This is a genomic window from Thiohalocapsa sp. ML1, assembly GCF_001469165.1.
Taxonomy (GTDB): domain Bacteria; phylum Pseudomonadota; class Gammaproteobacteria; order Chromatiales; family Chromatiaceae; genus Thiohalocapsa.
Genome location: NZ_JABX01000016.1, coordinates 19,132 through 40,835 on the forward strand (window position 1 = coordinate 19,132; position 21,704 = coordinate 40,835).

17 protein-coding genes are annotated in these 21,704 nt (G+C 71.9%); 9 read left to right on the forward strand and 8 right to left on the reverse strand.

The features are described from left to right. Positions 1 to 43 precede the first annotated feature (43 nt). Positions 44 to 418, forward strand: coding sequence for a TusE/DsrC/DsvC family sulfur relay protein (locus ML01_RS11880; RefSeq protein WP_162268007.1), 375 nt, complete (start codon positions 44 to 46; stop codon positions 416 to 418). Between the two features lie 345 nt (positions 419 to 763). Here ML01_RS11880 and ML01_RS11885 read toward each other — a convergent pair whose 3' ends face one another. Then, on the reverse strand, positions 764 to 1,279 hold the full coding sequence (locus tag ML01_RS11885) for a hypothetical protein (RefSeq protein WP_058555621.1): 516 nt from the start codon (positions 1,277 to 1,279) through the stop codon (positions 764 to 766). A 272-nt stretch (positions 1,280 to 1,551) separates the two neighbouring features. Between ML01_RS11885 and ML01_RS11895 the strand changes: the two genes are divergently transcribed. The 3 genes from ML01_RS11895 to ML01_RS11905 all read left to right on the forward strand — a co-directional run bounded on the left by ML01_RS11895 (position 1,552) and on the right by ML01_RS11905 (position 6,667). After that, positions 1,552 to 3,480, forward strand: coding sequence for a mechanosensitive ion channel domain-containing protein (locus ML01_RS11895; protein WP_058555623.1), 1,929 nt, complete (start codon positions 1,552 to 1,554; stop codon positions 3,478 to 3,480). 186 nt (positions 3,481 to 3,666) lie between these two features. Beyond that, on the forward strand, positions 3,667 to 4,863 hold the full coding sequence (locus ML01_RS11900; RefSeq protein ID WP_156427681.1) for an ATP-binding protein: 1,197 nt from the start codon (positions 3,667 to 3,669) through the stop codon (positions 4,861 to 4,863). Further along, on the forward strand, positions 4,853 to 6,667 hold the full coding sequence (locus tag ML01_RS11905; protein ID WP_058555625.1) for an AAA family ATPase: 1,815 nt from the start codon (positions 4,853 to 4,855) through the stop codon (positions 6,665 to 6,667). The genes ML01_RS11900 and ML01_RS11905 overlap by 11 nt, the downstream gene beginning before the upstream one ends. Before the next feature lie 213 nt (positions 6,668 to 6,880). Here the strand turns inward: ML01_RS11905 and ML01_RS11910 are convergent, their stop codons facing one another. The 7 genes from ML01_RS11910 to ML01_RS11940 all read right to left on the reverse strand — a co-directional run bounded on the left by ML01_RS11910 (position 6,881) and on the right by ML01_RS11940 (position 13,927). Beyond that, positions 6,881 to 7,333 carry a hydrogenase maturation protease gene (locus tag ML01_RS11910; RefSeq protein ID WP_058555626.1) on the reverse strand — a complete coding sequence of 151 codons (453 nt, stop codon included), beginning with the start codon at positions 7,331 to 7,333 and terminating at the stop codon, positions 6,881 to 6,883. Then, a complete protein-coding gene (locus ML01_RS11915; RefSeq protein ID WP_058555627.1) occupies positions 7,330 to 8,628 on the reverse strand; it encodes a Ni/Fe hydrogenase subunit alpha in 1,299 nt (432 codons plus the stop codon). Before ML01_RS11915 ends, ML01_RS11910 begins: the two co-directional genes overlap by 4 nt. Then, a complete protein-coding gene (locus tag ML01_RS11920) occupies positions 8,621 to 9,466 on the reverse strand; it encodes a sulfhydrogenase subunit delta (RefSeq protein ID WP_058555628.1) in 846 nt (281 codons plus the stop codon). The genes ML01_RS11915 and ML01_RS11920 overlap by 8 nt, the downstream gene beginning before the upstream one ends. 9 nt (positions 9,467 to 9,475) lie before the next feature. Beyond that, entirely contained in the window at positions 9,476 to 10,309 is an 834-nt protein-coding gene (locus ML01_RS11925; RefSeq protein WP_058555629.1) for an FAD/NAD(P)-binding protein, read from the reverse strand. Then, a complete protein-coding gene (locus ML01_RS11930; RefSeq protein WP_058555630.1) occupies positions 10,306 to 11,421 on the reverse strand; it encodes a 4Fe-4S dicluster domain-containing protein in 1,116 nt (371 codons plus the stop codon). The genes ML01_RS11925 and ML01_RS11930 overlap by 4 nt, the downstream gene beginning before the upstream one ends. Before the next feature lie 454 nt (positions 11,422 to 11,875). Further along, on the reverse strand, positions 11,876 to 12,856 hold the full coding sequence (locus ML01_RS11935; protein WP_058555631.1) for a Uma2 family endonuclease: 981 nt from the start codon (positions 12,854 to 12,856) through the stop codon (positions 11,876 to 11,878). 186 nt (positions 12,857 to 13,042) lie between these two features. Then, a complete protein-coding gene (locus ML01_RS11940) occupies positions 13,043 to 13,927 on the reverse strand; it encodes a Uma2 family endonuclease (protein ID WP_058555632.1) in 885 nt (294 codons plus the stop codon). Between the two features lie 314 nt (positions 13,928 to 14,241). On the opposite strand from ML01_RS11940, the gene ML01_RS11945 reads away from it, so the two are divergent. From ML01_RS11945 to ML01_RS11965, 5 genes are all read left to right on the forward strand, one after another. Continuing rightward, positions 14,242 to 15,747, forward strand: a complete 1,506-nt coding sequence (locus ML01_RS11945; RefSeq protein ID WP_162268008.1) for a serine/threonine-protein kinase — start codon at positions 14,242 to 14,244, stop codon at positions 15,745 to 15,747. Further along, complete coding sequence (locus ML01_RS11950) at positions 15,747 to 17,801, forward strand: vWA domain-containing protein (protein ID WP_058555634.1); 2,055 nt, start codon at positions 15,747 to 15,749, stop codon at positions 17,799 to 17,801. The genes ML01_RS11945 and ML01_RS11950 overlap by 1 nt, the downstream gene beginning before the upstream one ends. After that, positions 17,798 to 18,592, forward strand: coding sequence for an ABC transporter ATP-binding protein (locus ML01_RS11955; RefSeq protein WP_254045230.1), 795 nt, complete (start codon positions 17,798 to 17,800; stop codon positions 18,590 to 18,592). The genes ML01_RS11950 and ML01_RS11955 overlap by 4 nt, the downstream gene beginning before the upstream one ends. A gap of 86 nt (positions 18,593 to 18,678) precedes the next feature. Further along, entirely contained in the window at positions 18,679 to 19,893 is a 1,215-nt protein-coding gene (locus tag ML01_RS11960; protein ID WP_058555635.1) for an FtsX-like permease family protein, read from the forward strand. Between the two features lie 85 nt (positions 19,894 to 19,978). Further along, positions 19,979 to 21,667, forward strand: a complete 1,689-nt coding sequence (locus ML01_RS11965; protein ID WP_058555636.1) for an SUMF1/EgtB/PvdO family nonheme iron enzyme — start codon at positions 19,979 to 19,981, stop codon at positions 21,665 to 21,667. Positions 21,668 to 21,704 lie beyond the last annotated feature (37 nt).

The window sequence follows — 21,704 nt, forward strand, 5'->3', positions numbered from 1 at the left end:
GCCGCGCCCTATGGCGCCCGCGCCCGTGCAGCGGAGCTTGACCATGAACGATGCAACCCTCGGCCCGCGCAGCTTGCCCGTGGATGCCCACGGCTTCCTGCGCGACCCCATGCGCTGGAACGCGCAGATGGCAGCGGACGTCGCGCACCAGCTCGGCATCGGCGAGCTTGCCGTCGACCACTGGCGCGTCATCGCGCACCTGCGCACTGGCTGGCTGACCGAGCACCGGCTGCCCGTACAGCGGCTGCTGTGCCGCGATCTTGCGCTCGACGACGAGGCCTGTGTGACGTCGCTGTTCGGCGGGCTCGTCGAGGCCTGGAAGGTGTCAGGCCTGCCGGACCCCGGCGAGGAAGCGCGTGTGTACATGGAGGACATGGAGCGCGCCGACAGCATCACCGGCGAACCGCCCGACGCGTGACGCGCGGCGGACTGAGCGGCGGATCGGGGGCGTCGCGTGGTGCGACCGAGCCTCCGCAGCCCCGAGCGCGACCGTGCCCGATGGTTCTGCGCCTGCGCCTGCGGCGGGCCGGCTGCCGCTTGAGCCACCGCCGAGGCGGTGCAGAAGAGCCGGGTTGGGGCAATTGCCCCGGTCGGCGTCCCGTGCCTGGCGGCCCGGGCGGTCGTGAAGGCGGCCTCAAGGCGGGTGTCGTCGGGCGCTCGCGGGGGCGGGGCACCGATGTTGCATCGGGTCGGGCGCCGCCGATCGGTGCGCCGCGGGGGCGGTGCGCCGATCTACGTCATGCACCCGCAACCAAGCTGTTCTTCAATGACCCGACGCATCACGCGCCGGGCGCTCGCCGCGCTCGGCCTGTTCCTGTTTGCCTGCCAGATCATCATCGCCGCGCCTGCCAGCGCGCAGATGCCGGGTCTCGGCGCCGCGTTCAATGCTGCGGACGATCCGGCCGCGGCCGAGAACGGTGATGCCGTCGACACCGCGGACACCGGCGCCGACCCCGGCGCGGATGCGGCGTCGGCGGAGCCCAACGGCGCCATCGATCCCGCGGAGGTCGGGCTCGCGGGTCTGCCCGCCCGTGTCGAAGCCCCGCGGGACGTGGAGCAAGCCCTCGCCATCATCGACGAGCGCATCGCCGCGCTCGACGGCGCCGCCGAAGCCGCCGGTGAGACCGCGGCTGCGGATGACGCGGCGGCGGCTGATCCAGCCGCTGGCGCCGCGGACCCGCGTATCGAGGTGCTGCGCGCCTTGCGCCGTGAGGTGCAGCGCCACGCTGCCCTGATCCAGCGTCGCGGGGACCTTGAGGCAGCCATTGCGCGGCGGCACGAGCAGCTCGACGACCCGGCCGCGCAGGCCGTGAACGGCGACCCGCCCTATCCGATCACGCTGCTGGATCAGTTGCTGGCCGAGCGCGGCAGCCGGATCGTCGCCGAGCGCGCGGCGGCGCGGCGGCGCGGCGGCTCGCGAGCGCCGAGCGCGGGCTGCGCTCGGCCCGGACGGCCCTCGCGGAGGCGACGCGTGCGCGTCGCGCGCTGCGCGACCGACTGGTCGCCGCCGAGGAGCGCGCGGGCGCCGACGGCTCGGGGCCGGCGGAGATCATGGCCCTGGAGCGCGCGTTGGAGGCGGCGCGGCTTGAGCAGATGCTGGCCCACCGGCGGTTGGCGGCAGCGGGCACGCGGGTCGAGGTCGCCCGCGCCGAGGGGTCGCTCGCCGACGCCGAGGCGGGGCTACTCGGGCTCAAGATCGAGCATGTGGAGCCCCGCGCGGTGCTCGACGACGCGGCGCTCGCCGAGCAGCTTGAGCGGCTCGGGGCACGCACGCGAGCCCAGCGGCAGACGCTGGAGCGCCTGGAAGAGCGCGCCGACGCCGCCGACAGCGCGTTGTACGAGGCCAGGCGTGCCCGCGGCGCCGCCGATGGCGGGGCGGCCAACGGGCGGCTCGACCTGCTCGACGCCGAGGTCGATGCCCGCATGGCGGAGGTGACCGCCGCCCGCCAGGGCATCGAGTCCGTGCAGCAGACCTTGGACGACATTGCCGCCATGGAGGCGCTCTGGCGCCGTCGCCACGCCGTGCTGACCGAGCCCGAGGCAGCGCCCGCGGTCGCCTGGCAGCAGGAGGCGGAGCAGTCGCTTACCGCGCTCGCCGAAGGGATCGACTACCTGGAGGGCGAGTTGAACGCGCTGCGGGACCTGCAGCTCAAGCTCGATCAACGCCTGGCCGATGCGGGGCTTGATGATGCGTTGCGCGCGGCGCTCGAGCGCCGCGCCGCGGCGCTGGCGGCGCAGGAGACCCACGCCCGCGCGCTGCTCGCCGCGCACGCCGAGCGCCGGGCGCTGCTCACGCGGCTGAGGGAGCATCTGGCGCCGCTGGCCGGCGCCCGCTCACTCGCCGTTCGGCTGCGCGATGCCCGGGCGGGGCTCAGCGATTGGTGGTCCGCCGAGCTCTTCGTCATCGACGATCAGGGCGTCACGGTGCGGGACGTGGCCGTGGCCGCGGGGATCTTTCTGTTGGTGCTCGCCGCGGTGCCGCTCGCAAAGCGCATGCTGCGGCGCCTGCTTGAGCGGCGACGCACCCGCAACGCGGGCACGCAGCGGGGCAAGCTCGGGCTCCTGCTGGACGCGATGGTGGAGGAGACGAGCCCCATGGTCGTGTTGGTCGCGGCCTTCGCGCTTGCGCTCGTGCTGTCGGGGCTCGCACGGCCGGCGTATCGGGACTGGCTGTGGGGTCTCCTGGTCGTGGCGCTGTATGTGCAGATCGGGCTCTGGGTCACGGCCGCGCTCAGCGACTACTTCATGCGCAAACGCAGCCGCAAGGAGTTGCATGACCCGTCTGCCGTCACCGGCTATGGGCTCTTGCTGTTCTTTTTGCGCGCCGGCGTCTGGATCATCGTCGGCATCTCGGTGCTGGCCTGGTTCCGGTACCCCATCGCCGGGCTCATCGGCGCGCTCGGCATCGGCGGCATCGCCGTCGCCTTTGCCGTGCAGAGCATTCTCGGCGACGTCTTCAACTCGCTCGCGATCATCCTGGATAAGCCGTTTCGGGTCGGCGACTTCATCGTCGCCGGCGAGACGCTCGGCGTCATCGAGAACATCGGCGTGAAGACCACGCGCATCCGCAGCCTGTCCGGCGAGCAGGTGATCGTCTCCAACACGGATCTGCTGAAGAGCCGCATCCACAACTACAAGCAGATGCGCGAGCGCCGCGTCGCCTTCCGGCTGGGCATCACCTACGAGACGCCGCGGGAGACGCTCGAGCGGGTGCCGGGGCTCATTGCGGCGAGCATCCGCGAGCAGGCCGACGTGCGCTTCGACCGTGCGCACTTCTTCGAGTACGGCGCGCACGCGCTCGTTTTTGAGGTCGTGTACTACGTGCTCGGCGCCGACTACAACCTCTACATGGACCGGCAACAGGGCATCAACTTCTCGATTCACCGCCGCTTTCAGGGCGCGGGAGTCGCCTTTGCGTATCCGACCCAGGAGATCATCCTGCGCCGCGGCGACGGGTCGGAGCCGGCCCGGGGGGACTGAAGTCCTCCGCCCCCGGGGGCCGGATGAATCCGGCGTACCCAGACCGCCCCAGGTACGGCGATTGCCGAAGGCCGGGGTTCTTCTTGCGCTGGTGCGAGCGCCGGAGATGCTGCGGGAAAGCGCGTCAATCTTGAAGTGCGTCGATTGTGAAGTACAATGCCGGCACCGACCTGCTGGGGTGCCGACATGCCGATTAGACTGGGCAACAAGGCCGAGGGTGCCGATTTCTTCGATCGCGAGACGGAGCGCGAGGCCCTCTGGCGCCATCTCGAAGGCAATCACGTGGTCGTGAGCGGCCCGCGGCGGCTCGGCAAGACCTCCGTGCTGCAACGCCTCGCCGAAGAAGCCCCGGAGCGGGGGCTGCTGGGTCGGCTGGTGGATCTGGAGGGGCTCGATACCCCGGCCGCGTTCATCCGCGCTATGGATGGGGCCTTTCCGGATGCAACCGTGTCCGGACATGCGCGCGGCGCGGCGGGGGCCATGGGCGGCTGGCTGTCGCGGCTGCGCAAGATCGACGTCAAGCTGCCGGGCGGTATGGGTGGCGGCATCGAATTGCAGGGTCCGCCCGATGCCGATTGGGCGGCGGACGCCGCGCGCTTGCAGCAGCGCCTTGCCGCTGCCCCGGTGCTGTTGTTGCTGGACGAGGTCTCCGTCTTTCTGGAAAAGGCCCTGGCCAGAGACCCGGCCGACACGGTGCGTCTGCTGGCGTGGCTGCGTGCGTGGCGCCAGCAATCCGGGCTGGTCTGTCGCTTCATCTTCTCCGGGTCCATCGGCCTCAACGCCCTGCTGGACCGCCACGGGCTGGTGACGTACTTCAACGACTGCTTCGATCTCGGGCTCGGCCCCTTTACCGAGCCGGCGGCCCTGCAGATGCTCGCCGCGGAGTGCGCGCGGGAAGGCTGGACGGCCGCCGAAGAGACGCTGCGCCATCTGTGCGCGCGGGTTGGCTGGCTGTCGCCGTTCTATTTGAATTTGCTGATGGATTCGGCAATGGCCGCGGCGCGAGACCGCCGGCAGGAGACCGGCGCCCCCGAGCAGCGCGTGCAGCAGAGCGACATCGACGACGGCTTCGACCGCCTGCTCGCAGTGCGCTCGCGCTTCATCCACTGGTACCGCCGCCTGCAGCGCGACCTCGATCCGGCCGACCTGACCCTCGCGCTGCGCGTGCTCGCAGCCGTCGCCAAGCCCGACGATGGCCTCACCCGGCGCCAGATTCTGGCGCGTCTTGCCAAGCTGGAGCCGGACCCGGACCGGCGCGCAGCCCGACTCGATGCAGTCATGATCGTGCTGGAGGAGGACGGTTACCTGAGCCCGGCGGGCGATCGCATCCGCTTCCCTTCCTTCATCCTGCGCGAGTACTGGCGTCGCAACCATGCCCGCTGAGCAGAGACCGGCCAGCCCCGCGGCGGCGGGGCTCGCGCTCGGCGCCACCGTCAAATACAACCCGCATCTCTGGGCGCCGGATGAGCTGCGGGCCATCTTCGTCGTGCGCACGCGCGAGCTCGCCGATCTGCTGGCGCGGCTGCGCGCGACGGCCGACGGGCAGGTCGCGCAGCACCTGCTGATAACGGGCGCCGGCGGCATGGGCCGGACCACGCTGCTGCGCCGCCTTGCGCTGGCCGTTGCGGATGATCCGGACCTTGCCGCCCGCTGGATCGCGGTGACCTTTCCGGAAGAGCAGTACACCGTCAGCACCCTCGCGGAGCTGTGGCGGAATGTGCTCAATGCCCTCGCCGATGCCCGCGAGCGCGAGGGCGCATCGCCCGCGGAGCTTAAGGGGCTCGACGCCGAGATTCGGCGCATCGGCGAGCTGCCGATCGAAGCGCGCGAGGCCGCCGCGCTCACGGCCCTCACGGCTTGGGTGGCGGCCAATGGCCGGCGCCTGCTGCTCCTCATCGACAGCACGGATCTGATCCTCGCCAACATCGCCGGGGCCGTAGCCGGGGCTGCCCGCGCCAAGCGGCCCCGCGACCCGGGCCGCGCGGATGGCGGCGCGACGCCGCTCTGGCGGCTGCGCAGCACCCTCTCCCACGACAGCGGCATCTTCTGGCTCGGCACCAGCTCGCAGGCGCTGGAGGCCGAGCATGCCTACGAAGATGCCTTTTGGGACTTCTTCGACCGGCTGGAGCTGCGCCCACTCCAGGTCGCCGAGATGCGCGTCGCCATGCTCGCCCTGGCGCGGACCTTCGGCGCCGGCCGCGGCCTCACCGGCGCGGCCGGCGAGCGCGAGATGGCCCGCACGCTGGACCAGCGCCCGGAATGGCTCAGGGCCCTGCGCGCCATTACCGGCGGCAACCCGCGCACCACCGTGATGCTCTACGAGCTCTTCGCCGCCGGCGGCGCCGACGACGTCCACAGCGACCTGTGCCGGCTGCTCGACAGCATGACCCCGCGCTACCAGGCACGCATGGAATCCCTGTCCGACCAGGCGCGCAAGCTACTCGCGCACCTGCTGGAGCACTGGGCGCCCGTCTCCGCCCGCACCCTGGGCGAGCTCGCCGGCGTCCCCACCAACACGGTCAGCGGCCAGCTCGTGCGGCTGGAAGCGGAAGGGCTCATCGAGAAGGCGCCGCTCAAGGCCAGCAAGAAGGCCGGCTACCAAGCCGCCGAGCGGCTCTTCAACGTCTGGTACCTGATGCGCTACCCCTCCCGGCGCGTGCGCCGGCGCCTTGATTGGCTCGTGGAATTTTTGCGGCTCTGGTACGGCGGCGACGCGATGCCCGCCCTCGCCCGCCCGCGCGCCGGCCCGCAGGCCGATGAGGCGTATCGAGAGATCATTGCGCGCGTCGGCGCGGACGCGCAGCGCATCGCCGATGACGGTGCCGGGTCCACTTCGCATGGAGCCGAGCAGCTCGGGCACGCGCCGCTACTGCTCCAAGCCCACCTCTGGCTCGGCAACCGCGATCTGGCCCGTCAGGCGCTGGACCGTCTGGCCCAAGCCGCAGCGGCCGGCAACGCGGAGGCATTTGCCCGCATCCGCGAACAAGTCAGCGAGTGTCACGCCATCGGCCTGGGTCCGGCGCTGCGGGACCTGATGAACGCAAGCGCCTGGGCCGACCTGCTGCAACCCTTCGCGCTCGCGCTGGACGCCGCCGCAGCGGCGGACCCTGCCGAGGCCCTGGCGGGCACGCCGGCCGAGCTGCGGGCGGTGGCGGAGGAGGTGCTGGCGAACAGTTTCGAGTTTTGAGTGTTTTGTAAGCCGCTGTCTAAGCCACGGTTCTGAAATGTCTCTCGAGCGGTTACGTCGCCTGGGTTTACCAGCGCAGAGCCAGAGCCACAAATGGAGCTGGACCGCATGGCCGCAATGCTGAGCCGTAGCCGTTGAGGGGGAATGGGCATACCAGGTTCGAGAGGGTCAGACCATCTACGGCGATGAAGTGCGATTTTGCTGTCGAACACGTCACGCCGCGCAGGCCACAAGCCGCTTGCAGATGGCGGCGGCCAGTGGCTCGACGGCGGCGGCGACGGCGGGCGTGAGGTCGGCGCCGGGGAGCCTGGCGTTGTCGGGGTCGATGCTGACGAGGTAGAGGCAAAGCTCCGCCGGCAGCACGCCCAAGCTTCGGGCGAGTTGCAAGGCCTCCGCGAGCCCGAGGCCGTGGCTGGAGCCGGCGGACGTCGCCGGCAGGTCTTCCAGTGCGATGCAGTGCAGCGTGCCGGCGGCGGCCCCGGTGGCGGCGGCGTCCACCAGCACGGCGCGGTGGCGGCCGGCGATCTCATCGAGCAGCGCGGTGCCGGGGCGGTCGAGCTTCAGCACGCGTGCCTTGCTGGCGGACAGGCGCTCGGCAAGGGCATCGGCGACGGACCAGCCGACGCGGTCGTCGCCGAACGGCGAGCCGATGCCGATGATGGTCACCGGTGCAGGGTCAAACGCAAAAAGTGGGTGGCGCATGAGATACAAGGGTCGTAGTTGCGGATCACCATCTCGCCGGTCTGCCGCAGCGTCGCGTCGTCCGCGTCGAGGCCGACGGCGGTGAGGGTGGCGGCGAGGTCAGCCTCGATGCGGGCCTGGTTCTGGCTGGTCGGTGGCACGATGCGGGCGTGCGTGATCAGCCCGGCGTCGTCGAGGTCGTAGCGGTGCCAAAGCAGCCCGCGCGGGGCCTCGCTCGCGCCGCGGGCGATGCCGGCGCGGGGCGCGATCTCGGCGTAGGCGGGCTCTTCCGGCGCGTACTCGGACAGGATCTCGGCGGCCTCGATGACGGCCTGGAGGATCTCCACGGCCCGCGCGACGACGCTCTGGAACATGTCGTGGCTCGGCAGCTCGACGCCGATGTCGCCGAGCAGCGCCGTCACGCGCGGGTGCAGCCGGTCGTGGTTGAGATTCACGCGCGCGAGCGGCCCGAGGAGATAGGGCTCGCCTGCCAGGAGTCCGTGCAGTGCGGTGGAGTGGGGCACCTGATGCTCAGTGACTTGGGCCTCGAAGTCATCGACGGCGATGTCGAGTCCGGACTCGCTGACGATGCGCTCGCCCATCATCGGGTACTCCACGGGGTGGCGGAGCGACACGCAGTTGAAGGCCTGCGGCGCCGCGGGCAGCGGCAGACCCGCGGTCCAGCGCACCAGCGCCTCGGCCTGCGGGATGGCGCGCTCGGCCTCGGCGGCGAGCCGGTCGGCGTCGCGGCGGGCCGGTGCACGCCAGAAGCCGCCGAGCCGCGCCCCCACGGGATGCACAGAGCGGGCGCCGAACAGCGCGATGATGCGGTTGCCGAGCCCCTGCAGCGCGAGCCCGCGGCGCACCTCGGCGCCGTACTGCACGGCCATGGCCGGTGCGCTCGCAAAGCCCAGGAAGTCCGGCGCCGCGAGCAAATGGATGTGCAGCGCATGGCTCTGTATCCACTCGCCGCAGTAGAAGAGCCGGCGCATGCGATGCACCCAAGGCAGGGGCCAGGCGTCCGGGTCCGGCGCAAAGAGCCGCTCCACGGCATGTAGGCCGCTCATCTGGTAGGCCACCGGGCAGATGCCGCAGATGCGCGCCACCAGGTCCGGGATCTCGCTGTAGTGATGGCCGACCAGCAACTGCTCGAAGAGCCGCGGCGGCTCGAAGATGCGCAGTTTCAGGTCCGCGATGCGCCCGTCGCGGATGGTGACGTCGAGCGCGCCCTCGCCCTCGACGCGGGCGAGCACGGGGACCTCGATGCGCCGCTCAGTCATCGCCGTCTCCATGGCCGACCGCGGGCCGGCGCCAGTCGCGCACCGCCTGCGTGAACGGCGCGGCGCCGATATTCTGGTATGCGAAGCGGCGCGCCACGGCGTCGGCGTCCAGCCCCAAGTCCCGGAAGCGCCGCGCCAGCGTTGCCACCTCCGGATTCTCCGCCGGGCCGTAGCAGCCGTAGCAGTCTCGCCCGAGCCCCGGGCAGAGCGCGCCGCAGCCGGTCACCGTCACCGGCCCGAGGCAGGGTGCGCCCTTGGCGACCAGCACGCAGACCTGCCCGCGGCGCTTGCACTCCAGACACACCTTGTCCTGCTCCGGCCGCGGGCTCGCGCCGGCGAGCAGGCTGGTGAGCGCCGTCAGCACCTGTGCGGTGCTCACCGGGCAGCCGGGCAGCTCCAGCTCCACCGGCACGTGGGCGCTGATGGCGGTGGCCGTGGGCAGGGCCGTTACGTGCTCGGGCTGCGGATAGGCCGACGCGAGCCAAGATTCCGCGTGGGCCAGGTTGCGATGCGCCTGCGGGCCGCCCGCCGTGGCGCAGGCGCCGATGGGGATGACCCAACGGCTGTGCTCGCGCACGGCGCGGATGCGCTCGCGCTCGTCCGGCGTTGAGATGCTGCCCTCCACCAGCGCGATGTCGGCCTCGGCGGCTTCGTCCACAACGCCGGCCTCGGCGAAGTGGACGATGTCGAAGTGCGCCGCCACCGCGAGCAGCCCCTCGCCGGCATTCAACAGCGCGAGCTGGCAGCCATCGCACGAGGAGAACTTGTGCACGGCGAGCCGCGGCCGCCGCTGGTGCGGCGCCGGATCAGCGAAGGGCGGTTTCGGGGGCGTGGTCATGGCGGTGCCTCAGAAGCCCGGGGTGCCGAGCAGCCAGCGGATATCCGCGAACCGAAACACCGGCCCGTCGCGACAAACGAACCAGGGCCCGAGCTGGCAGTGCCCGCAGTGGCCGACGCCGCACTGGAAGCCGCGCTCCAGGCTGAGCCAGATGTGCGTGTCCGGCACGCCCAGGGCGATGAGCCGCCGGGCGCCGGCGAGCATCATCGGTTCCGGCCCGCACAGCAGGGCAAAGGTGGCGCCGGGGTCGAAGCGGACCTCGCCCAGCAGGTCCGTCACCAAGCCGACGTGATCCGGCCAGTGGCGGTCCGGCTCGTCGGCGGCGAGGCGGACCTCGGTGTCCGGCAGCGCGGCCCAGGCGTCGTAGCGGGGCCGCCAGAGGAGGTCCGCCGCGTGCTTCACGCCCTGCAGAATCGCGAGCCGCCCGAAGCGCTCGCGCCGCGCGACGGCGTAGTCGATGGCCGCCACTACCGGCGCGCAGCCGAGCCCGCCGGTCAGGACCACGAGGTCGTGTCCTTCGGCCGCCGCCAGCGGCCAGCCGCGACCGTAGGGGCCGCGCAGGCCGAGCCGGTCGCCGTGGCCGAGGCCGGCCAGCACGCGGGTGACGCGGCCGACGGCGCGGATGGTGTGATCGAGCGTCGTGGGGTCGTCGGGGTCGGAGGCGATCGAGATCGGCACGCCGCCGATGCCGGGCAGGTAGAGCATGTTGAATTGCCCGGGCGCGAAGCGGTACGCCGCGCGGGCGGCCGGCTCGGTGAGCCGCAGGCGCAGCGTGAACAGGTCGCGGGTCTCGTGCACGCGCTCGATCACCTCGGCCTGGCGCGGCTCGGCGGCGGCGCTCACGTGTCCGTCTCCGCGGCGGGCGGCTTGCACAGCGCGGCGGCCTCCGCGGTGATGTCGATGCCGGTCGGGCACCAGGCGATGCAGCGCCCGCAGCCGACGCAGCCGGAGCGCCCGTACTGATCGTGCCAGCCGCCGAGCTTGTGCGTGAGCCACTGGCGGTAGCGGGTGCGGGTGTTGGCGCGCAGCAGCCGGCCGTGCAGGTAGCTGTGCTCCGCCGAGTAGCAGGTGTCCCACAGGCGCAGGTGCGTGCTGTGGCTGCCGTCGAGCGCGGCATCCTCGCGCTCCGTGTAGCAGAAGCAGGTGGGGCACACGGCGACGCAGTTGCCGCAGGCGAGGCAGCGCTCGGCCACATCGTCCCAGCGCGGGTGGTCAAGGTTGGCAAACAGTACGTCGCGCAGGTTGCGCCCGGGCAGTTGCCGGCGCTGGCTCGTTGCAGCGTGCTCGATCTCGGCCTTGGCCAGGCGCAGGTCGTCGCTGCTCGCCGGCAGCAACGGCAGGGCGTCCATCAGGCTCCGGCCGGCATCGGTCAGGCCGCGGACCAGGAAGCCGGCGTCGAGCTCCGTCAGTGTCAGGTCCGCACCGCCGGTCACGGCGGGCCCGTCGCCGGTGGAGGCGCAGAAGCAGGTGTCGGCGGGGTGGCTGCAATCCACCGCCACGATGAAAAGCTCCGCCCGACGGGCGGCGTAGCCAGGGTCTGCCGCGGCGCCCAGGAAGTGCGCGTCGTGCAGCGTGAGCGCGGCGAGGTCGCAGGCGCGCACGCCGATGACCGCGCGGCGCTGTGCCGGCCGCTCGATGGACGCGAAGGTGACACGGCCGTCGGCCCCGCGGGTCACCTGCCAGAGCGGCTCCTCGGGCGCGAACAGCAGGGGTTTCAGCGCCTGCGGGCCGTTGGACCAGGCGAAGCAGCGCGCATGCGCATAGTGCTCCAGCCGATAGCGGCCCGGTGCCTGGTGGGTGCCGATGCCGACGGGCAGGGCGCTGGCATCGCTGAGGTCGTCGTAGACGATGGCCCCGTCGCGCACCTGCGGCCCGATGCAGCGAAAGCCGCGCTCCCCGAGCCGATCGAAGAGCGCCTGCAGTCGGGCGCGGGGCAGACAATGGGCTTCGGTCACGGCGGGGCTCCCCGGGTGCGTGCAGCAACACCGACGGCCGCCAGGGCCAGTCGGCGGATCGGTGCCAGGTCGGCTGCGCACTCTGTGGTCGGCGTCGGGTCCGGGTCCGAGGGGCTCGGGCCTGCTGGCTCCGTAAGTGCACGGCGCGCCACCGTACCGCGGTGAAAGCAAGCGGCATACCACCTGAACCGCGAGCTGCTTACCACCTTAAGTGTAGCCAACCGTTGGAACTTGAGCGCCGGTCAGCTCGGCTCAATTGCACCGGTAGGCGGTGGATTTGGGGAGAGGCCGTGACGCCTATGGAACGCACGGCCGGGTTGCGGCGGGACTTGCGGGCGGGCGGCAGCCGCGCCGCCAGCCAAGCAAGCGCGGGCGGGGGATGGCTCCGTGGGCTGCGGCGCCATGCAGGCGCTGCTCGGCGTTGTCCGGGTTCTCCGCTGGGCGAGGGGGTGGCTCAGGAGCCGGCGTCGTCCGGGCCGGGTCGCGCTTGCAGCTCCAGCAAGCGCAGCGTCAGCTCTCGGACCTGCCGCTCGGCGTCGGCTCGCGCCTGTGCTTCGGCTGCGGCGCGCCGTGTCTCGGCATCGGCACGCTGCTCGGCCGCGCGGCGGGCTGCCGCGTCGGCCTCGGCACGCTGCTCGGCTGCGTGGCGGGCTGCCGCGTCGGCCTCGGCACGTCGTGCCTCGGCCTCCGCACGTCGTGCCTCGGCCGCGGCCCGGTCTCGGTCCTGCTGCCATTGCGGCAGCACGAAGCCGGCGTAGAGGGGATCGGCGCTCAGGGCCGCGAGCGGCGGGCGCGCGTCCAGGTCGCGGAGCCGAAACCGAAGGCCGGGCAGAATCTGGGATGCGATCACGCCGTCCCGGGGCGGGATCGGCGCATAGCGCCCGTCGGCGGTGCGGGCGTAGAAGGCGCGCTGCGCGGGGTCGCGGTGCAGGATGTAGTACTCGGGCACGCCGGCGGCGGCATACTCGGCCTTCTTGGTGACCGTGTCGCGGCGCACGTCGGCGGGCTTGCGGTCCGACAGGGCCTCGATGCAGAGGTCGTAGATGCCGCGATAGGCGGCATCGCGCAGGCCGATGGGCTGGGGGTTGTCGGTGCGCACCACGGCACAGTCCGGTCGGCGGATCTTGACGCCGGCGGCGATTGCCAGCCGAAAGCCGAAGTCCGGCGCGACGATCTGCCCCACCGGATGGCTCTCCAGGTAGCGCCGCAGCAGGTCCAGGAGCCAGTGGTAGGCCAACAGCGTCTCCAGGTCCGACATCGGCATCTCCTCCAGGCGGCCGTCGTTCCATTCGTAGAGGATGTCGTCGCGGTGGTACCAATCGTCCCAGTAGTCCGCCTCGCAGACGCGGCGGCCGGCCTCGGAGATGGGCTCGGCCGGGTCCGCCGGGCCGGCGGATGCGGCGCGGGGCGGGTCGGCAGCGGCAGTCGTGGGCATCGTGGGGCTCCCCGGTAGACGCGGGCGCAGAGGCGTGAGGTCCGATTTCAGAGTGCGTAGGTCGGGGATCGATGTCAATCCTCGATCCGGTGGATTCCGAGTCGGGGGTTTCCTTAGGGTCGGCGCTGGTGATGGGCGAGCGTAGGGTCCCCGTTCTCCGCTTCGTTGCTCGCTCGCCGCCGTCGCTCAAGCGTCGGCGTCGTCCGGGCCGGGTTGCGCTTGCAGCTCCCGCAAGCGCAGCGTCAGCTCCCGGACCTGCCGCTCGGCGTCGGCTCGCGCCTGGGCTTCGGCTGCGGCGCGCTGTGCCTCGGCATCGGCACGCTGCTCGGCCGCGCGGCAGGCCGCGGCCAGGTCTCGGTCCTGCTGCCATTGCGGCAGCACGAAGCCGGCGTAGAGGGGATCGGCGCTCAGGGCCGCGAGCGGCGGGCGCGCGTCCAGGTCGCCGATGCGAAACCGAAGGCCCGGCAGAACCCGGGATGCGATCACGCCGTCCCGGGGCGGGATCGGCGCATAGCGCCCGTCGGCGGTGCGGGCGTAGAAGGCGCGCTGCGCGGGGTCGCGGTGCAGGATGTAGTACTCGGGCACGCCGGCGGCGGCATACTCGGCCTTCTTGGTGACCGTGTCGCGGCGCACGTCGGCGGGCGTGCGGTCCGACAGGGCCTCGATGCAGAGGTCGTAGATGCCGCGATAGGCGGCATCGCGCAGGCCGATGGGCTGGGGGTTGTCGGTGCGCACCACGGCGCAGTCCGGTCGGCGGATCTTGACGCCGGCGGCGATTGCCAGCCGAAAGCCGAAGTCCGGCGCGACGATCTGCCCCACCGGATGGCTCTCCAGGTAGCGCCGCAGCAGGTCCAGGAGCCAGTGGTAGGCCAACAGCGTCTCCAAGTCCGACATCGGCATCTCCTCCAGGCGGCCGTCGTTCCATTCGTAGAGGATGTCGTCGCGGTGGTACCAATCGTCCCAGTAGTCCGCCTCGCAGACGCGGCGGCCGGCCTCGGAGATGGGCTCGGCCGGGTCCGCCGGGCCGGCGGATGCGGCGCGGGGCGGGTCGGCAGCGGCAGTCGTGGGCATCGCGGGGCTCCCCGGTGGACGCGGGCGCAGAGGCGTGAGGTTAGCACGACCCGGCGGGGCCGGCGGCGGCCAGCGGCGGCGAACCGCGCAGCGCCGGCTGCGGCCGCAACGCGGCGCGGCGCCGACCACTGCCTGCCCCGGCGAGCCCGCCGCGGCTACCGATCGCGAGGATGGCCCGAGACCGATGTTGCCGGGGCTGTTCCCTGCGGCGCATAGTCCCCGAGCAGTCGGGCCACCCTTTCACTACACTTCCTTCGCTACAGTTCATCGGCTGGGGCTATTGCACTGCTGATCACCCGGACCGGAGCCCTGTGTTGCCATCTGACCCAACCCGTCTTGCGCCCGCCGGGCGCCCCGCGCCGCCGAGCGCGGATGCGGCCACCGCGTGGAGCGGGGATGCAACCCGGGTAGCGGCGACGGGGGAGATTGCGCCGGGAACCCTGCTGGCCAATACCTACCGCGTGCTGCGGCTGGTGGGGGGCGGCGGCATGGGGGTTGTCTATGAGGCCGAGCACGTCGGGCTCGGCACCCGGCACGCGGTAAAGGTGATTCGCCCCGCCAATGTGGCCGATCAGGCGATCATGGACCTCTTTTACCGCGAGGCGAGGGTGCTGCGCGGGGTCCGCCACGACGCCGTGGTCAGCTACGACGGTTTCATGCGCGATGCCGAGGGCCGGGACTATTTGGTCATGGAGTACGTCAGCGGGCCCTCCCTGGCGGAGCGGATGCACGACGGACCCTTGCCGCCGTCGGCCGTGCTGGCGTTGCGCGATCGTCTCGCCCTCGGGCTGGACGAGGCCCATCGCAAGGGCGCCGTGCATCGGGATATCTCGCCGGACAACCTGATCCTGCCGGAGAACCGCATTGAAGCGGCCAAACTGATCGACTTCGGCCTCTGCAAGCTCACCGACCCTGGCCAGCAAACCATCATCGGCGCGTCCTTCGCCGGCAAGCTGCGCTATGCGTCGCCCGAGCAGTTCGGTCTGTTCGGCGGCAACGTCGATCAGCGCAGCGACATCTATTCGGTCGGACTGGTGCTCGCGGCGGCTGCCCGCGGCAAGCCGCTCGAGATGGGCGATACCTTTGAAGCGGCCATCGCGGCCCGCCGCCAGGTGCCGCCGCTCGATGATGTGCCCGCGGCGTTGCACGGTTGGTTGCGCGCAATGCTCCAGCCCAATCCCGAGCAACGGCCGGCCTCCATGGCGGAGGTGTTGGCGCGTTGGCCGGCATCCGGGGTAGCGGGCGCGAAGCCGCCCGAGCGCGGCAGGCAGAGTCGCCGCGGGTCGCGTGTCGCATGGGCCGCGGGGCTTGTGCTGGCGGTCGGCGCCGCCGGTGCGGCCGTTTGGTGGTGGTGGCCGGAGCCGCCGGAACCGGCGATCGAGCCCCCGCCGATATCGACCCCGACCGCCGTGGAACCCGTTACCGCGCCGTCGGTTGTGCCCGACGCGACGGCGCCGGATCTGTCGGCGCTGTTGGCGGCGGGTCGCCTGGATGAGGCCTTCGCGCTGTTCATGCAGCAGCTCGGCGAGGGCGAGCCGCCCGCAGAGGCGCCGGCCTGGGCGCTGGCCCGGGCGCTGCAGCAGGCAGGGATGCTCGACCCGGCCTTCGCGGTCAGCCGGGAGCTGGCGTTGCGCGGCCACGGCGAGGCGGCGATGGCGATTGCGAAAATGTACGACCCGCGCGGCTGGACCGGCGCCGACTCGCCCTTCTCCAGGCCCAACGCCGCAAAGGCGCTGGATTGGTATCGGCGCGCGGCCGAAGCCGGCGTCAGCGGCGCGGCCGAGGCGGCGAGCGCCCTGGCGGCGGCGGGAGGCGAGTGATGCCGCGGCCCGCGCGCGCACTGCCCGAGCAAGTGCCCGAACGCCGCGCCGGCCTGCTGCCGGGCGCTGCGCTGGCCCTGCTGTGTCTGGCTTCGCTCCTCTGGTGCGCCGCCGCCGTGGCCCGCGAGGCGCTGCCCATGGCCGGCAAGACGGCGCTGTTCCAGCGCGTGCTGACGCGCCCCGGTGCCGTCCTGCACGCACAGCCCGCGGTTGCCGCGTCCGCCGGGGCCGAGGTGCCGCCCTTGAGCCCCTTGTATGTCTACGGGCGCGAGCGCGTGCAAGGGCAGGCTTGGGTCGAGGTCGGCACCGGCGCCGAGGATGCCGTCGCCGGTTGGCTGCCGGCAGACATGGTGGTGGATTGGCGTCAGACCTTGACCGTCGCCTTCACCCGCACCGCCGATCGCCCGCCGACGCTTTTTTTCCGCGATCGCGCCGCGCTGCTGGAGCTGCTCGAATCCGAGACGCTGATATCGAACGCCGAGCAGCTCGTCGCCGCCGCCCGCAGCGGGCAGATGCCGGCGGATGCGCCGGTGATTGCGAAGGAGCCGGACACCTATGTCGACCCGAACCGGGAGTTCTACCTGCTGCCCATCCTCGGTCACGAGGAGGCCTGGCTGGAGAGCGGGCACAAGACGAACCTGCTGCAAGTGGCCGCCGTGACGCTGGAAGCCGGCGAGCCCGACCTGCTCGCCCGCGACGGCGCAGAGGGCGGGGCTCAGGACGCGGACCCCGGTGCCGCCGCCGTCGGGCCGGCGGAGGATTACCGCGCCGGCGTCGTGTTCGTGATCGACACGACTACCTCGATGGGGCCGTACATCGATCGCACGCGCGCCGCCGTGGAGCAGATCTACGCCCGGCTCGCGGACTCGCAGGTCGCGGACGCGCTGAGCTTCGGGTTGGTGGCCTTCCGCGACAACACCGACGTGGCGCCTGCCCTGGGCTATGTCAGCCGCGTGGCGGCGACCCTCGCGGACGGGCGTGATCCGGCCGGGTTCCTGTCCAAGGTCGAGCGCGTCGAGGCGGCGACTATGCCCAGCAAGGGCTTCGATGAAGACGCCTACGCGGGCGTGCTCGACGCCATCGAAGCCATCGACTGGACCGGCTACGCCGCGCGTTTCGTCGTGCTGATCACCGATGCCGGGGCGCGCGACGCCGATGATCCGCTGTCGCGCACGGGGCTCAGCGCGGAGCGTCTGCGGCTGTTGGCGCAGGAACAGGCGCAGCGTCCCGGCGGCGCCCAAGTCGCCATTGTGGTGCTGCACCTTAAGACGCCGGAAGGCCGCTTGACCCACGAGCGGGCGGCGGCGCAGTACCGCACGCTGAGCCGGTGGGGCGACGCCGAGGACTGGTACTTCCCGGTGGAGGGCGGCGGCGTCGGCGCCTTCGGCGAGCAGGTGGACAGCCTGGCGGACGCGCTGCTTGAGCATTTGCGGCAAGTCCGCTCGGGCGCGCCGAGCGAGTCGGAGGACTCATCCGCCGCGACGCCGCTGGCGCGCAAGATGGCGCTGGTGGGCCGGGCCATGCAGCTTGCGTATCTCGGGCAAAAGACCGGCAGCCGGGCGCCGCGGCTGATCGAGGCCTGGGTCAGCGACCGGGACCTCGCCGATCCCGCCATCCGCAACCTTGAGGTGCGGGTGCTGATCACCAAGAATCAGCTCAGCAACCTCCAGGAGACGCTCGCGGCGATCTTCGCGGCCGGCACGCGTACCACCATGTCCGCGAAGGACTTCTTCGCGCAGTTGCGCGGCGCCGCGGCGACCCTGGCGCGGGACCCGGAGCGGGTCAGCGCGCCGCAGGTCCGGCGCCTGGCGGACGTCGGCCTGGTGGGCGAGTGGCTCGATGAGCTGCCGTACACCAGCCAGATCATGAACCTCACCGATGCGCGCTGGCTGGGGCTCTCCTATGCGCAGCAGCAAGAGGTGCTCGACGTCATCGAGGAGAAGATCCGCCTCTACGAGCGCATCCACGACGACACCGACCGCTGGATCGACCTCGACGGGCGCGCGTCCAAGGGCGAGGCGGTTTCGACCTTACCGCTGGATGCGTTGCCGTGACGCCCACCGGCGACATGACGCAAGCGCTGCGGGCGCGCCCCGTGGTGGCGCCGGCCGTCTACGAGTGCCGCGATCTGGTCAAGCGGCGGGAGGCCGCCGGCGAGGGCTTCGAGCTCCGCGTCCCGCGCTTGCGCATCCTGCAAGGCGAGGTGATCTTGGTGCACGGCCCGAGCGGCTGCGGCAAGAGCACGCTGCTGGACCTGCTGGCGCTGGCCTTGCGGCCGAGCGATGCGGCCGAGTTTCGCTTCCGGCCCGAGCCGGGCCCGGTGGATGTGATGGCCCTGTGGCGCAGCGGCCGGCTCGACGCGCTCGGCCGGTTGCGCGGCAAGCACCTCGGCTATGTGCTGCAAACCGGCGGCCTGCTGCCCTTCCTGAACGTGCGCGACAACATCGCGCTCGGCTGTCGGCTGCTCGGCAAGGCGCCGGAACCGGCCGCGACGCAGCTTGCCGAGCGGCTCGGCATCGCCATGCACCTCAACAAGTCGCCGTTGCAGTTGTCGGTGGGCGAGCGCCAACGCGTGGCCATCGCGCGTGCCCTCGCGCATCGCCCGACCGTGCTGCTTGCCGATGAGCCGACGGCCTCGGTGGATCCCCTCGCGGCCCGGGGCATCCTGGCCCTGATGCTGGAGCTGGTGCGCGAGGCCGGCGTCACGGCCGTCATTGCCACGCACGACCGCGAATGGGTGCCGACGGCGGCGCAGCCGAATGGGGCGCCGACGGTGCCAGTGCGGGTGCTGGAGCATCGGCTCGAGCGCGGCGACGCCCTGACACGCTCGCTGTTCTGGACTTGAGTGCGCGCGGCGCCGCACGCAGCCCATCGCGCCCGCGCCGACCAGGCCCCAGCCCCACCGAGCCCAAGCCCAAGCCCTGCCATCCCATGCATCCGAATCGCGAGATCCTGCACCTGGCCTACCGCGACTTCCTGTTCGAGGCGCGCATCTCGCTGTGCTTCGTGCTCGCGGTCATGGCCATCCTGGCGCCGTTGCTGGTGCTGTTCGGGCTCAAGTTCGGGCTGGTGGATACGCTGACCCAGCGGCTGATCCAGACGCCGGCCTATCGCGAGATCATCGCCGTCGGCAGCACCGAGTACGACCCCGCCTGGTTTGAAGCGACGGCCGCCCGCGACGACGTCGCCTTCTTGGCGCCGAATACGCGCCGCATCGCGGCGAGCCTGAGCCGGCTCAAGCACCTAGGCTCCGGCGCGGAGGTCGATGCGCTGCAGATGATCCCCACCGGGCCCGGCGATCCGCTGCTGGGCGAGGTCGCGGTGCCGCAGGGGCTGGAAGAGCTGGTGCTGTCGGCCCCAACCGCGCAACGTCTCGGCGCGGTGCCCGGCGACCGCGTCCTCGCGCGTATCGACCGCCGCCGCAATGGGCGCGAAGAGACGGCGATCTGGCCCTTGACCGTCGTGGGGGTCACCGCGCCCGCGGCGCTGCCCGACGATGCGGCCCTGGTCGCCACGGCGCTGCTCGTGGCAACCGAGGACTATCGCGACGGCGTGGGGGTGCCGGCACTCGGCTGGGAGGGCGCCGCGCCGACCGGCGCAGCGCGCCCTTATGCCCGCTTCCGGCTCTATGCCCGCGGCATCGACGATGTGGCCGGTCTCGCGGCCGCCCTGCGCGAGCAGGGCATCGAGGTGCGCACGCAGGTCACCGAGATCGCGACCATGCAGGCGCTGGATCGGAACCTGGGCCGGGTCTTCTGGCTCGTGGCGCTGCTCGGCACCAGCGGCTTTCTCGCCTCCCTGGCGGCCAACCTGCTCGCCAATGTCGAGCGCAAGCGGCGCGACCTCAGCGTCGTGCGGCTGCTGGGATTCACCACGTCGAGCCTGGTGCTGTTCCCGGTGGTGCAGGCGCTGCTGGTGGCGGTGCTCGGCGCGGCGCTGGCGCTGGCGGCCTACCTGCCGGTGGCGGGCGCGCTGAACGTCTGGTTTGCTGAGAGCCTGGAGCCGGGCGAGCGCATTTGCCGGCTGCTGCCCGGCCATGTCGCCGTCGCGGTTGCCGCCACTATGCTCATGGCCGTGGTCGCGGCCACTTGGGCGGGGCTGCGGGTGGCGAGTATCGAGCCTGCCGAGGGGTTGCGCGATGTGTGAGTCCGTGCCGATGCCCGCGTGGTCCTGTTCTGGGCAAGCGCCCGCGGTTCGAGGCCGCGTCGGGCCGCCTCCGGCGCTGCTCTGGTTGCTGCTCTGCGTTCTGCTCGCCGGGCTGCTGCCCATCTGCGGCCCGGCGCACGCCGAAGATGCGAACGGCGCGCCGAGCGGGGCCGCCGCCGTGCAGCCCGCCGCCGCCGGATCGGGCGCTGCGCAGATCGCGTGGCCCGAAAAGCTCTACAACCCCGCGCCGGCCGATGACGACCTGATCCTGCCGTTGCCCTGCGGCGGTGCCATGGTGCTCCGCCCCGTGGTGATCCCGGCCGGCGGCCTCCTTGACGACCGACCGGTGGAGATCGGCCAGGGCGACCCGGAGCGCGGCTACAAAGAGGGCCGGCGCATGAGCTGGTTGGCCGGCTCCTTCAGCGATGCCGACGCACCGACCCGCCGCTATTACATCGCCAAGTACGAGACGACCGTCGACCAATACGCCGCGGTGATGGCGGCCGGAGCGTCCGACTGCCCGCGTCCGACCATGCGCGGGCGTCTGCCGAAGACCGAGGTGAGCTGGTTCGAGGCCGTGGATTACTCGCGGCGCCTGTCGGAATGGCTCCTGGCCAATGCCCCGCGCGCGCTGCCGTCCGAGGGCAGTGAGCCGGGCTTTTTGCGGCTGCCGAAAGAAGAGGAATGGGAGTTCGCTGCCCGCGGCGGCATGCAGGTGGACGAGACCGAATTCCTGGCGCCGGTGTTCCCGATGCCGGCGGGCGACCTCGCACGCTACGCCTGGTTCGAGAGCAGCGGCTCCGCGGGCGGGGAGCTGCATCCGGTTGGGCTGTTGAAGCCCAATCCGCTCGGACTGCACGACGTGCTCGGCAACGCCGCGGAGATGACGCTGGCGCCCTTCCACCTGGACCGGCGCGGACGGCCGCACGGGCAAGCCGGGGGCTTCGTCAGCCGGGGTGGCGATTTCGGCACGCCCGCGAGTCAGTTGACCAGCGCGTTGCGCCAGGAGCACAACTATTTCGTCGCCGCCGATGCGCGTGCCAAGCGCATGGACAGCCTCGGCTTTCGGCTGGTGTTGACGGCGCCCGTGATCGTATCCAGCGAGCGCCTGGAGGCGATCAAGGCGGCGTGGACCGCCCTGCCGGCGCCGGCCATGGCGGCCGGGGGCGATGCCGCACAGGCGCTGTCGGATTTGCGCCAACTCGCCGAGCAGACCGACGACGACGCGCTGCGCACGCGGCTGGAGCTGATCGAGCGCGACATGGCCAAGGGGCAGGCGGAGCTGAACGAGGCGCGGCTGCGCTCGCTGCGCGCGCTGCTGAAGATGGGCGCCTTGCTCGGCAAACGGGTGGTCACCGACGCACGCCGGGCCGACGCGGTGGAGCAGCTCATGGACCTGGCGGAGAGCCGGTTCGCCTCCTTCGAGACCGATGTCGCCGGCCGCGCCGGCGGCGCGGACGCCATCGCCGAGGCCCGTGCGGTGCTGGACGAGAAGCTCGGGAAATGGCGTGCACAGCGCGATGAGATCCGCGCCGGGCTGGACAACGGCCTGTCCTATTACGGCGACATGGTGATCCAGACCGCGCGCGACTATGGCGAGGCCGAAACGGCAACCGCGCTCGGCGTCGTCGCCGAGGAATTCCGCCTCCAGCGCAACGCCTATCTGGCGCCCTATGCGGCGCGCTTCACCGAGCACATGGCGCTGTATCGGGCGGCGGGACAGGCCGACAAGGCCCTATGGCTGCGTGAGCTGCATGAGGTGAGCCCGCCCTGAGCCGCCTGCGGCGCTGCGCTTCGGGCCGATTTGGGAA